The sequence below is a fragment of the Streptomyces sp. NPDC001904 genome (genome assembly GCF_040297005.1).
GTDB lineage: Bacteria > Actinomycetota > Actinomycetes > Streptomycetales > Streptomycetaceae > Streptomyces.
In genome coordinates this window covers 320510-332776 of sequence record NZ_JBEOYI010000001.1, presented here as the reverse complement: position 1 = coordinate 332776, position 12267 = coordinate 320510, and the positions used below count along the sequence as shown (strand labels likewise).

10 protein-coding genes are annotated in these 12267 nt (G+C 71.7%); 6 read left to right on the top strand and 4 right to left on the bottom strand.

From position 1 onward, the window contains the following. The 4 genes from pspAA (at window position 1) to ABT127_RS01455 (ending at window position 5602) form a co-directional block, all read left to right on the top strand. The gene (gene pspAA, locus ABT127_RS01470; RefSeq protein ID WP_351443819.1) at window positions 1-279 is read left to right on the top strand and encodes a PspA-associated protein PspAA; all 279 of its coding nucleotides are present in this window, start codon (window positions 1-3) and stop codon (window positions 277-279) included. Window positions 280-381: 102 nt separating this feature from the next. Beyond that, a complete protein-coding gene (locus ABT127_RS01465; RefSeq protein ID WP_351443818.1) occupies window positions 382-1617 on the top strand; it encodes a sensor histidine kinase in 1236 nt (411 codons plus the stop codon). After that, a complete protein-coding gene (locus ABT127_RS01460; RefSeq protein ID WP_351443817.1) occupies window positions 1614-2312 on the top strand; it encodes a response regulator in 699 nt (232 codons plus the stop codon). The genes ABT127_RS01465 and ABT127_RS01460 overlap by 4 nt, the downstream gene beginning before the upstream one ends. Window positions 2313-2476: 164 nt before the next feature. Continuing rightward, a complete protein-coding gene (locus ABT127_RS01455) occupies window positions 2477-5602 on the top strand; it encodes an efflux RND transporter permease subunit (RefSeq protein WP_351443815.1) in 3126 nt (1041 codons plus the stop codon). Between the two features lie 148 nt (window positions 5603-5750). Here ABT127_RS01455 and nadA read toward each other — a convergent pair whose 3' ends face one another. Further along, the gene (nadA, locus tag ABT127_RS01450) at window positions 5751-6950 is read right to left on the bottom strand and encodes a quinolinate synthase NadA (protein ID WP_351443814.1); all 1200 of its coding nucleotides are present in this window, start codon (window positions 6948-6950) and stop codon (window positions 5751-5753) included. A 261-nt stretch (window positions 6951-7211) separates the two neighbouring features. Between nadA and ABT127_RS01445 the strand changes: the two genes are divergently transcribed. Then, the gene (locus ABT127_RS01445; protein WP_111661853.1) at window positions 7212-7568 is read left to right on the top strand and encodes a HesB/IscA family protein; all 357 of its coding nucleotides are present in this window, start codon (window positions 7212-7214) and stop codon (window positions 7566-7568) included. A 72-nt stretch (window positions 7569-7640) separates the two neighbouring features. On the opposite strand, the gene ABT127_RS01440 is transcribed toward ABT127_RS01445, so the two are convergent. Next, complete coding sequence (locus ABT127_RS01440; protein ID WP_351443813.1) at window positions 7641-9137, bottom strand: hypothetical protein; 1497 nt, start codon at window positions 9135-9137, stop codon at window positions 7641-7643. A 113-nt stretch (window positions 9138-9250) separates the two neighbouring features. Then, window positions 9251-9460: a hypothetical protein gene (locus ABT127_RS01435; protein WP_351443811.1), complete on the bottom strand. Its 210-nt coding sequence runs from the start codon at window positions 9458-9460 to the stop codon at window positions 9251-9253. A gap of 132 nt (window positions 9461-9592) precedes the next feature. On the opposite strand from ABT127_RS01435, the gene ABT127_RS01430 reads away from it, so the two are divergent. Continuing rightward, window positions 9593-10567, top strand: a complete 975-nt coding sequence (locus tag ABT127_RS01430; RefSeq protein WP_351443810.1) for a carbohydrate kinase family protein — start codon at window positions 9593-9595, stop codon at window positions 10565-10567. A 46-nt stretch (window positions 10568-10613) separates the two neighbouring features. Here the strand turns inward: ABT127_RS01430 and ABT127_RS01425 are convergent, their stop codons facing one another. Then, entirely contained in the window at window positions 10614-11999 is a 1386-nt protein-coding gene (locus ABT127_RS01425; RefSeq protein ID WP_351443809.1) for a cysteine desulfurase/sulfurtransferase TusA family protein, read from the bottom strand. Between the last annotated feature and the right edge of the window lie 268 nt (window positions 12000-12267).

Below are 12267 nucleotides of genomic sequence, written 5' to 3'. Positions count from 1 at the left end.
GTGATCGTACGGATCATGGGGGAGGGCCAGGTGAAGCTGGCCGACAGCCACTTCGCCGAGCTCAACAAGCTGGACGACGAGCTTCTGGCCGAGATGGAGACCGGCGACGAGGAGGGCTTCCGCCGCACGCTCGGCGCGCTCCTCGACGCCGTCCGCCACCGCGGCGAGCCGCTCCCGGACGACTCCCTGGAGCCGTCCGAGCTGATCCTCCCGGCACCGGACGCGACCCTCGACGAGGTCCGCGCCATGCTCTCCGACGACGGCCTGATCCCGGGCTGACCCGGTCGTTCGTTCTCCGGCTGCGGCACCCGGAGAACGAGCGGACCCGGCACACGCCGCCCGCGGCGACCCGCGCGAAAGGGGACCGTTACCGTGACCCCGGTGACCCCCCTCGTACGCTGGGCCAGAACCCACCCCCTGGCCCTCGACGCCGCCCTCGCCCTCGCCGTGCTCGTCTGCATGGTCGCCGGTTCCTTCGTGGACCACAGCAGCGCCGACGGCGGCAGCTACACCTGGGGCGCCCGCACCCCGAACCCCCTCAGCCTGGTCCTGATGGTGCTCGGCGCCGCCGCCCTCGTCTTCCGGCGCGCCGCCCCCATGTGCGTACTCGGCGCGACGGCCACCGTCTCCCTGGTCGAACTCGGCACCGGCGAACCCCGCACCCCCGTCGTGATGTCCGCCGTCATCGCCCTGTTCACGGTCGCCGCCCACACCGACCGCCCCACCACCCGGCGGGTGGGCCTGGCCACGATGGCGACGCTCACCGGCGTCGCCATGCTGGCGGGCCCCCTGCCCTGGTACGCGCAGGAGAACCTCGGCATCTTCGCCTGGACCGGCATGGCCGCGGCCGCGGGCGACGCCGTCCGCTCCCGGCGCGCCTTCGTCGACGCCATCCGGGAGCGCGCCGAGCGTGCCGAGCGCACCCGCGAGGAGGAGGCCCGGCGCCGGGTCGCCGAGGAGCGGCTGCGCATCGCCCGCGACCTGCACGACGTCGTCGCCCACCACATCGCCCTGGTCAACGTGCAGGCCGGGGTCGCCGCGCACGTCATGGACAAGCGCCCCGACCAGGCCAAGGAAGCGCTCTCGCACGTCCGCGAGGCCAGCCGCTCCGCACTGAACGAACTCCGCGCCACCGTCGGCCTGCTGCGGCAGACCGGCGACCCCGAGGCGCCGACCGAACCGGCCCCCGGCCTGGACCGGCTCGACGACCTCGTCGACACCTTCCGGCACGCGGGCCTGCCGGTCGAGGTGGCCCGCGCCGAGGACGCCCCGGCGCTGCCCGCGGCCGTCGACCTCGCCGCGTTCCGCGTCGTGCAGGAAGCGCTGACGAACGTACAGAAGCACGCGGGACAGGGCGCCAAGGCCGAGGTCAGCGTCGTACGGGTGGGACCCAATGTCGAGGTCAGCGTCCTCGACGACGGACCCGGCATCGCCCTCGCCCCCGACCCGGGGGACAGCAGCGGCGGACACGGGCTGCTCGGCATGCGCGAGCGCGTCACCGCCCTGCGCGGCACCCTCACCGTGGGACCGCGCTACGGCGGAGGATTCCGCGTCCATGCGATCCTTCCCGTCAAGGACCGGGCCACCGACACCACTTCAGGGGACGTCACCACATGACCAGCGGCACGATTCGGGTCCTCCTCGCCGACGACCAGGCCCTGCTGCGCAGCGCCTTCAAGGTGCTCGTCGACTCCGAGCCGGACATGGAGGTGGTGGGGGAGGCCTCGGACGGCGCCCAGGCGGTCCGGCTCGCCCGGTCCGAGCGGCCCGACGTGGTCCTGATGGACATCCGGATGCCCGGCACCGACGGCCTCGCCGCGACCCGCGAGATCAGCGCGGATCCCGAACTCGCCGCCGTCCGCGTCGTCATGCTGACCACGTTCGAGGTCGACGAGTACGTGGTGCAGTCCCTGCGGGCCGGCGCCTCCGGGTTCCTCGGCAAGGGCGCGGAGCCGGAGGAACTGCTCGGCGCCGTCCGCATCGCGGCCGCGGGCGACGCCCTCCTGTCGCCCGTCGCGACCAAGGGACTGATCGCCAAGTTCCTCGCGCAGGGCGAGGGCTACGAGGACGGCGGCCGGTCCGCCGGAGCCCACGCGGAGCGGCTCGCCGCGCTCACCGTGCGCGAGCGCGAAGTCCTCGTGCAGGTCGCGGGCGGCCACTCCAACGACGAGATCGCCGAGCGCCTCGAGGTCTCCCCGCTCACCGTGAAGACCCACGTGAACCGCGCGATGGCCAAGCTGGGCGCCCGCGACCGGGCCCAACTCGTCGTGATTGCCTACGAATCGGGCCTGGTCCGCCCACGGGTGGAGTGACCCGCACCGCTCACGTACTACGGGCGCAGTAGGAGGCGGATAAGTAACGGGACCTGGGAGCGACGTCCCGGGCCTTTCCCGTGCACCAGGGTGTACTCGTGCCCCGCGTGTCTGCGCACGGGGCGCTGCCCACCGCTCACCGCTCCCCGGGGAGACCTGCCAACATGTCCTGGCTGTCGAGATTCAGCCTCGCCCAGCGTGCCCTGATCGGCCTGATGTCGATCATCGCGATCGTCTTCGGCGCGATAGCGATCCCCCAGCTCAAGCAGCAGCTGCTACCCACGATCGAACTGCCCATGGTGTCGGTGATCGCCCCGTACCAGGGCGCGTCCCCCGACGTCGTGGAGAAGCAGGTCGTCGAACCGCTGGAGAACTCCCTCGACGCCGTCTCCGGGATCACCGGCGTCACCTCGACGGCGAGCGAGGGCAATGCCCTGGTGATGGCCTCGTTCGACTACGGGACCGGCACCAAGCAGCTCGTCGCCGATGTCCAGCAGGCCGTCAACCGGGCCCGTGCCGGGCTGCCCGACGACGTCGACCCGCAGGTCGTCGCGGGCTCCACCGACGACATCCCCACCGTGGTCCTCGCGGTCACCTCCGACCAGGACCAGCAGGCGCTCGCCGACCAGCTCGACAAGACCGTCGTGCCGTCCCTCAAGGACATCGACGGCGTCGGCCAGGTGTCGGTCGACGGCGTCCGCGACCTCCAGATCAACGTCACCCCGGACCCGAAGAAGCTGGCCGCCGCCGGTGTCGGCGTCCAGGCGATCGGCCGGTCCCTCCAGGCCGGCGGCGCCACCGTGCCCGCGGGCTCCTTCGACGAGGACGGCAAGAACCGCACGGTCCAGGTCGGCGGCGGCTTCACCTCGCTGGCGCAGATCAAGAACCTGATGATCTCGGGCGAGGGCGTCAAGAAGCCCGTACGCCTCTCCGCCGTCGCCACGGTGAAGCAGCAGCCGTCCACGGCCGACTCGCTCACCCGCACCGACGGCCGGCCCAGCCTCGCCGTCGCGGTGACCATGGACCACGACGGCTCCGCCGTCACGATCTCCAAGGCGGTCGAGGACAAGCTGCCCGGCCTGCGCCAGGACCTGGGCAAGGGCGCCGACCTCACCGTCGTCAGCGACCAGGGCCCGGCGGTCTCCAAGTCCATCTCGGGCCTGACCACGGAGGGCGCGCTCGGTCTGCTCTTCGCCGTCATCGTCATCCTGGTCTTCCTGGCGTCGCTGCGCTCGACCCTGGTGACGGCGGTCTCCATCCCGCTGTCCGTGGTCCTCGCCCTGATCGTGCTGTGGACCCGTGACCTCTCCCTGAACATGCTGACGCTCGGCGCGCTGACCATCGCGATCGGCCGGGTCGTCGACGACTCGATCGTCGTCCTGGAGAACATCAAGCGCCACCTCGGCTACGGCGAGGAACGCAAGGAGGCCATCCTCACCGCGGTCCGCGAGGTGGCCGGCGCGGTCACCTCCTCGACCCTGACGACGGTCGCCGTGTTCCTGCCGATCGGCCTGGTCGGCGGCATGGTGGGCGAGCTGTTCGGCTCGTTCTCCCTCACCGTCACCGCGGCGCTCCTCGCGTCCCTGCTGGTGTCGCTGACGGTCGTCCCGGTGCTGTCCTACTGGTTCCTGCGCGCGCCCAAGGCCATCCGGGGCGTCGACCCGGAGGAGGCCCGCCGCCTGGCCGAGGAGAAGGAGGCCAGGTCGTGGCTGCAGCGGGCGTACGTCCCGGTGCTGCGCTTCGCGACCCGGCGCCGCCTCACCAGCCTCGCGATCGCCGTCGTCGTCCTCGTCGGCACGTTCGGCATGTCCTCCCTGCTGAAGACCAACTTCTTCGACCAGGGCGAGCAGGAGGTCCTCTCCATCAAGCAGGAGCTGGCCCCCGGCACCAGCCTCGCCGCCACCGACGCGTCGGCCAAGAAGGTCGAGAAGGTGCTCCAGAGCATCGACGCGGTCAAGGACTACCAGGTCACCGTCGGCTCGTCGGGTTTCATGGCGGCCTTCGGCGGCGGCACCGACACCAACCAGGCCTCGTACTCGGTGACCCTGAAGGACCAGGCGTCGTACGAGGACACGCAGGACCGCATCGAGCGCGAGCTCGGTGACCTCGACGGGATCGGTACGACGACGATCTCGGCCGGTGACGGCTTCGGCAGCCAGGACCTGAGCGTGGTCGTGAAGGCCGCCGACGGCGCCGTTCTCGACCGGGCGGCCGAGCAGGTCAAGGACGCGGTCGGCACGCTGGACGACGTCACGGACGTCACCAGCGACCTCTCCCAGTCCGTCCCGCGGATCTCGGTGAGGGCCAACTCCAAGGCGGCCGCGGCCGGGTTCGACGACACGACGCTCGGCGCCGCCGTCACCCAGGCGGTGCGCGGCACCACCAGCGGCAAGGCGACCCTGGACGACACCGAGCGCGACATCGTGATCAAGTCGGCGAAGCCCGCCGGGACCACGGCCCAGCTGAAGAAGCTGCCGATGGGCCCGCGCGGTCTGACCCTCGGCGACATCGCCACGGTGAAGCTGGTCGACGGCCCGGTCTCGATGACCCGGATCGACGGCGCCCGCGCGGCGACGATCACGGCGAAGCCGACCGGGGACAACACCGGTGCCGTCAGCGCCGATCTCCAGTCGAAGATCAAGGCGCTGGACCTTCCGAAGGGCGCCACGGCGACCATCGGCGGGGTCACCTCCGACCAGGACGACGCGTTCAAGAACCTGGCGCTGGCCATGCTCGCGGCGATCGCGATCGTGTTCATGCTGCTGGTGGCGACGTTCCGCTCGCTGGCGCAGCCGCTGATCCTGCTGGTCTCGATCCCGTTCGCGGCCACCGGCGCCATCGGTCTGCTGGTCGCCACCGGTACGCCGATGGGTGTTCCGGCGATGATCGGCATGCTGATGCTCATCGGCATCGTGGTGACGAACGCGATCGTGCTGATCGACCTGATCAACCAGTACCGGAGTCAGGGCCTCGGCGTCGTGGAAGCCGTGGTCGAGGGCGGTCGGCACCGTCTCCGCCCGATCCTCATGACGGCCCTGGCGACGATCTTCGCGCTGCTTCCGATGGCGCTCGGCGTCACCGGGGAGGGCGGGTTCATCGCGCAGCCGCTGGCCGTGGTGGTGATCGGCGGTCTGATCACGTCGACGCTGCTGACCCTGCTGCTCGTGCCGACGCTCTACGCGATGCTGGAGCTCCGCAAGGAGAAGCGGGCGCGTAAGCGGGCGGCCAAGCGGGGTACCGGGGTTCCGTCGCAGTCCCCGGCCCCGGAATCGGAGCCGGCCCAGGTCTGACGACCTCCCCGGCTCAGGGGGCGGTCAGTTCAGCGCCGTTGGCGGGTGCGGCCCCGGTGGGGCTTCTCGCGCAGTTCCCCGCGCCCCTGAAGGGGCGCTTCAGCGGGGCCGTGCCTTCTCCAAGGTGCGGCCCCGCTGAAGCATTTCGCTACGGGAGCGCCAGCATCCTTTCGAGAGCCAGCTTCGCGAAGTGCTCCGTCTCGGGGTCGACCTCGATGCGGTTCACGAGCTGACCGTCGGCCAGGGACTCCAGCGTCCAGACCAGGTGCGGCAGATCGATCCGGTTCATGGTCGAGCAGAAGCAGACCGTCTTGTCGAGGAAGACGATCTCCTTGCCCTCGGGCGCGAACCGGTTCGCGAGGCGGCGGACCAGGTTCAGCTCCGTGCCGATGGCCCACTTCGACCCGGCGGGCGCGGCCTCCAGGGCCTTGATGATGTACTCCGTCGACCCGACGTGGTCGGCCGCGGCGACGACCTCGTGCTTGCACTCGGGGTGCACCAGGACGTTCACCCCGGGTATGCGCGCCCGCACGTCCTCCACCGACTCCAGCGAGAACCGCCCGTGCACCGAGCAGTGCCCGCGCCACAGGATCATCTTGGCGGCACGCAGCTCGTCGACGGTCAGCCCGCCGTTCGGCTTGTGCGGGTTGTAGACGACGCAGTCGTCCAGCGACATCCCGAGGTCACGGACGGCCGTGTTGCGCCCGAGGTGCTGATCGGGCAGGAAGAGCACCTTGGTCGACTCGGCGTCGCCCTGCTCGAACGCCCAGTTCAGGGCGCGCTCGGCGTTGGACGACGTACAGATGGTGCCGCCGTGCTTGCCGGTGAACGCCTTGATGTCGGCCGAGGAGTTCATGTACGAGACGGGGACGACGGACTCGGCGATCCCGGCCTCGGTCAGCACGTCCCAGCACTCGGCGACCTGCTCGGCGGTGGCCATGTCGGCCATCGAGCAGCCGGCCGCCAGGTCCGGCAGGACGACCTTCTGGTCGTCGCCGGTCAGGATGTCGGCCGACTCCGCCATGAAGTGCACACCGCAGAACACGATGTACTCGGCCTCGGGGCGCGCGGCGGCGTCCCGCGCCAGCTTGAAGGAGTCGCCGGTGACGTCGGCGAACTGGATGACCTCGTCGCGCTGGTAGTGGTGCCCGAGCACGAACACCTTGTCGCCGAGCTTCTCCTTGGCCGCGCGGGCGCGCTCCACCAGGTCCGGGTCGGACGGGGAGGGCAGGTCGCCGGGGCACTCCACGCCACGCTCGCTCCGGGTGTCGGCCTCGCGGCCGAGCAGGAGCAGCGCCAGCGGAGTGGGCGACACATCCAGGTCAACGGGGGTCTGGGCCGTGGTCACGTCACGCACCCTTTCTTGAGTTCTGCAGAACACTTCTCGTCGAAATGACGCTATCTATCATACGTGCTTCACGTCAGTTTGACGATGCCGATGTCGTCGATGTGACGCAATCCGCGCAGGACGGCCCGTGCCCCGTTCGCCCCAGGTGTGCGAGCATGAAAAGAGGAAGTGCAAAACCCTCGGCGGATCCGGAATGGATCCGGGCCTTTGCCGGTTGCAATGGTCGGCAAGCAGTCTCCGTACAACCCGGGAGAGATGTAGATGTCCGTATCGGACGAGACCACCACCGTCAGCGACGGCATCATCCTCAGCGACGAAGCCGCGGCGAAGGTCAAGGCTCTGCTCGACCAGGAAGGCCGTGACGACCTGGCCCTGCGTGTGGCTGTTCAGCCCGGCGGCTGCTCCGGCCTGCGCTACCAGCTCTTCTTCGACGAGCGCTCGCTCGACGGCGATGTCGTCAAGGACTTCGGCGGCGTCAAGGTCGTCACCGACCGCATGTCCGCCCCGTACCTGGGCGGCGCCTCCATCGACTTCGTCGACACCATCGAGAAGCAGGGCTTCACGATCGACAACCCGAACGCGACGGGCTCCTGCGCCTGCGGCGACTCGTTCAGCTAAACAGCACGAGCGCCACGAGCAGGACAAAGGGCCGGGACACCCCCACGGGGTGTCCCGGCCCTTTGTCCTGCTCTAGTCGCGGGGGGCGGGGCCGCTGCCCGGCTGGTTCCGCTCGGCGGGCGCCACCGTGGCCCCGTCCGCGCCGACGACCTTCCGCCCCTCCAGCGGGGCGTCGAGCGTCACCGGCAGCGTGTAGGACTTGGCCAGCTCGATGCAGACCGTCCCCTCCTTCTGGGTCCCGGTGACCCGCACGGTCACGGCCTTCCCCGACTCGTCCGCCACCGCCTTGTACGTCGCGCACACGCCCCCGGTGAAGTGCAGGGTCAGCCTCTTCCCGGAGGAGTCGGCGCGGTACCCCTGCACCCGCACGTCCCGGGCCTCGGACCCCTGCCCGCCCGGCGCCGAGGCGGAAGCCGACGCCGACGGCTCCGGTGCGGCCGTCGAACTCCCGGGCGCGATGAGGTACTTCGGCGCGACCGCCGGACGCGTCACGGTCATCGGCCGCTCGGCACCCGGCTGCTCCACCGTGAACAGCCACGACGGTACGAGCACCTGCTCGCCGCCGGTGGCGTACGTCGCCAGCCCGAACGTGGCGTCGGTGACGTCGACCGTCGTCGACGCGGGCGGCCTCGGCGACGACGGCGTGCACCCCGAACCACCGTCCAGCGGCACCGCGCTCGCGCAGGCGTCGGCCGGGACCCGGCCGCCCGCCGCCGCGCCGTTCATCCTCTTCAGCGTCTCCCGCGCGCCGACCGTCGGATACGTGGCGCCCTCGACCGGTGTCTTCAACCGCCCGCTGCCGCCGACCACTTGGCCGTCGGCGCCGACCTGGATCCCGGTCGACCAGCCGTACGTCGGCAGGCCGCCCACCTCGGGATCGGCGTTCACCACCCGGGTGGCGCCCATGAGCTGGCTCGCGTCCAGCTTCGCGGTGTCCTGCCCGAGCGCCTTGAGGACGGGCGCCGCGGCCTGCTTCGCGGCCGCCTCGCTCACCGCGTCCCGCTCGCTCCCGCTGCCCACCCCGCCCGCGCACCCGTCGGCGCCCGGACACTTCTTCCCGCTCGCCGACGGCGCGTAGCGCGCGTACGTCCAGGTGCCCGGCGCCTTCCCGGTCACCTCGAGGGACGGGCCCGAGCCGTCCGGCGCCGGCCGGACCCGCCAGGTCCCGGCCTGCAGCTCCGGGGTCCCGGCCACGTCGAGCGCCTTGCCGAGGGCCTTCACGTCGGCGGCGGTCACCGAGCCCTTCGCCCGGTACACCGGGGCCTCGTCCGGCCCGTCGGGCAGCTCGCCCGTGGCCTCGTACCGCGAGCCGTTCGGATCCGGCTCGCCCGGCGCGATCCCGTTCGACGCCCCCGGGGTGCCGCCCTCGCCGTAACCGTCCAGCGCCAGCGGCGGGGGAGTGCCGCCGCTTCCGGCGCCGTCCGTCCGGCCCCCGGCGCCGTCGTCGGACATGTTCGCCGCCCAGTACGCGCCACCGCCACCGGCCAGGAGGACAGCCGCCAGGGCCGAGGCGACCGCCAGCGTGCTCCGCCGCCCGCGCCGGTCCCGCGTCTGCTCTTCGGTGCTCACCGCATCGCTCCTTCGCCTGCTGTGTCGTATCCCGCATCCCCTCGATGGGGGACACCGGAAGGGGACAGCGATGGGACGCGGCAACCGGGCGTGCGGTTCCCTCCCGCGCGCCGTCAGTCGTCGAAGCCCGCCAGGGAGTCGACGAGCCGCGCGGACGAAGCGGGCACCACGACCCCGTGGATCCCGGCCGCACCGACCACGGTGACCCGCGGCTCCACCTCCCAGGGTGCCCGCGGCAGCACCCAGTGCGGAACCATCCGGGCACAGTCGCCGCGCAGCGCCGCCAGCCCGTCCTGCGTCATGAAGGACACGTCGTAGGTCATGTACGCACCGTAGGCACGCGGCGGCTCCGGAAAAAAGGCCTACTATCAGGTAGTTTCCGCACTTCAGGGCAGGGGTGCCGACCGGGTAGCGTGAACTGTCAACCGCCGCCCCTCAGGAAGCGTGTTCCCGCTGTGCGAATCGCAGTCACCGGCTCCATCGCCACCGACCATCTGATGACCTTCCCCGGCCGCTTCGCCGACCAGTTCGTCGCCGACCAACTGCACACGGTCTCCCTCTCCTTCCTCGTCGACAACCTCGATGTGCGCCGGGGCGGCGTCGGCGCCAACATCGCCTTCGGCATGGGCCAGCTCGGCACGGGCCCGGTCCTGGTCGGCGCGGCCGGCTCGGACTTCGACGAGTACCGGGCCTGGCTCGACCGGCACGGCGTGGACACGTCGTCGGTGCGGATCTCCGAGACACTGCACACGGCCCGCTTCGTGTGCACCACGGACGCCGACCACAACCAGATCGGCTCCTTCTACACGGGCGCGATGAGCGAGGCCCGCCTCATCGAGCTCAAGACCGTCGCCGACCGCGTGGGCGGCCTCGACCTCGTCCTCATCGGCGCCGACGACCCGGAGGCGATGCTCCGGCACACCGAGGAGTGCCGCAGCCGCGCGATCCCCTTCGCCGCCGACTTCTCGCAGCAGATCGCCCGCATGGGCGGCGACGAGATCCGCACCCTCCTCGACGGCGCCACGTACCTCTTCTCGAACGAGTACGAGAAGGGCCTCATCGAGTCCAAGACAGGCTGGACCGAGGCCGAGATCCTCGGCAAGGTCGGCCACCGCGTGACCACGCTCGGCGCGCGCGGCGTCCGCATCGAGCGGGTCGGCGAGGAGCCCGTCGAGGTCGGCTGCCCGGAGGAGGAGGCGAAGGTCGACCCGACCGGCGTCGGCGACGCGTTCCGCGCCGGTTTCCTGTCCGGGCTGTCCTGGGGCGTCTCCCTGGAGCGTGCCGCGCAGATCGGCTGCATGCTCGCGACGCTGGTCATCGAGACCCTCGGCACCCAGGAGTACGCGCTGCGCCGGGTCCCCTTCATGGAGCGCTTCCGCAAGGCCTACGGCGACGAGGCCGCCAGCGAGGTCGAGTCCTACCTCAGCTGATGTCCGGTGAGGCCCGGGGAACTGTGCGCGCAGTTCCCCGCGCCCCTCACGGGGCGCTGCTTCGGCGGACCTCATAGGCGACGGCCCCGTCGGGCCGTGAGCCGGCCCCCACGTACTCGTGGCCCTGCGTGAAGCACCACGCCGGGATGTCCACGGCGGCGACCTCGTCGTCGGCGATCACGGTCACCGTGCCCCCGGCCCGGACCTTCCCGATCGCCCGGGCCAGCTCGATCACCGGCTGCGGGCACGTCAGGCCCACCGCGTCCACGGTGACGGCCTCGGCGTCGCCCGCGGCCCCCGCGACCGGCGCCCCCAGCCGCTCGCGGACCTCCCGCACCACACCGGGCAGCACCTCCAGGAACCGCTCGACCTCCGACTCCGGCGTCCCGAGCGGCAGTGACACCCGTACGTTCCCCTCGCTCACCACACCCATCGCCCGCAGCACATGGCTGGGCGTCAGCGTGCTGCTGGTGCACGACGAACCCGACGACACCGAGAAGCCGGCCCGGTCGAGCCCGTGCAGCAGGCTCTCCCCGTCCACGTACAGGCACGAGAACGTCAGCAGGTGCGGCAGCCGCCGCACCGGATCCCCGACGACCTCCACGTCCGGCACCAGTTCCGGCACCCGCGCCCGCATCAGGTCCGTCAGCTCCCGCAGCCGCGCCGCCTGCGCCGCGGCCTCGGCGCGGACCGCGCGCAGCGACGCCGCCGCGGCCACGATGCCCGGAATGTTCTCGAACCCGGGAGCCCGCCCCGACTCGCGCTCGTCCCCGGGCCCCTGGGGCGCGAACCGAACACCTTTGCGCACCACGAGCAGTCCGACCCCCGCGGGCCCGCCCCACTTGTGCGCGCTGCCCGCGAGCAGCGACCACGCGCCCGGCACCGGCCCCCACGCCAGCGACTGCGCGGCGTCCACGAACAGCGGTACACCGGCGGCCCGGCAGTGCTCGGCGACCTCCTCGACCGGCTGCTCGGTGCCCACCTCGTGGTTGGCGGACTGCAGACAGGCCAGGGCGGTGTCCGCGCGCAGCGCCTCCCGGAAGGCGTCGGAGCGGACCGCGCCGGTCCGCTCGACCCCCACCTCGGTCAGCGAACCGCCGTGTCCCTCATGGGCCGCCGCCGAATGGAGTACGGACGAGTGCTCCACCGCTGATACCACCAAGTGCTGTCCGACACGCCGACGTGCGGCGAGTGCGCCGGCGACCGCGGTGTGCACGGAGGCCGTGCCGGACGGTGTGAACACCAGCTCGTCGGTCCGGCATCCGACCGCATCGGCGGCCGCCTCCCGGGCGGCGTCGAGCAGCATCCGGGCCCGCCGCCCCTCCCGGTACAGCCGCGAAGGATCGGCCCATCCCTCGTCCAGAGAGGCCTGCAGGGCCTGCCGGGCAACGGGATGCAGGGGAGCGGACGAGGCCACATCGAAGTACGACACACGCCGAGGCTAGAACCCCGGGCAAGGACGGCGCCGCCAGGGGCGCGGGGAACTGCGCGAGCAGCCACGACGAAAGCCGCACTCGCCACCGGACAAATCCCCCACCCCGGATGGCGCTCCGACCCCCCGTCAGAAACCTCCCGGAGCAGGCACATCCCACCCTTCGGAGTGACCCGCGGCGCGTTAGGCACCCTCCCCGCGCGACCCCAAATAGCGTCCAGTAGGGTTTGGTCCGCATAAACATCCAAACCCCTGCCCGTGTGCCAGG

What these genes read in the sequence shown, in the direction of transcription:
- ABT127_RS01460 (WP_351443817.1), top strand. Translation starts at nt 1,614, where the DNA reads ATGACCAGCGGCACGATTCGGGTCCTCCTCGCCGACGACCAGGCCCTG.
- ABT127_RS01455 (WP_351443815.1), top strand. Translation starts at nt 2,477, where the DNA reads ATGTCCTGGCTGTCGAGATTCAGCCTCGCCCAGCGTGCCCTGATCGGC.
- ABT127_RS01445 (WP_111661853.1), top strand. Translation starts at nt 7,212, where the DNA reads ATGTCCGTATCGGACGAGACCACCACCGTCAGCGACGGCATCATCCTC.
- ABT127_RS01435 (WP_351443811.1), bottom strand. Translation starts at nt 9,460, where the DNA reads ATGACCTACGACGTGTCCTTCATGACGCAGGACGGGCTGGCGGCGCTG.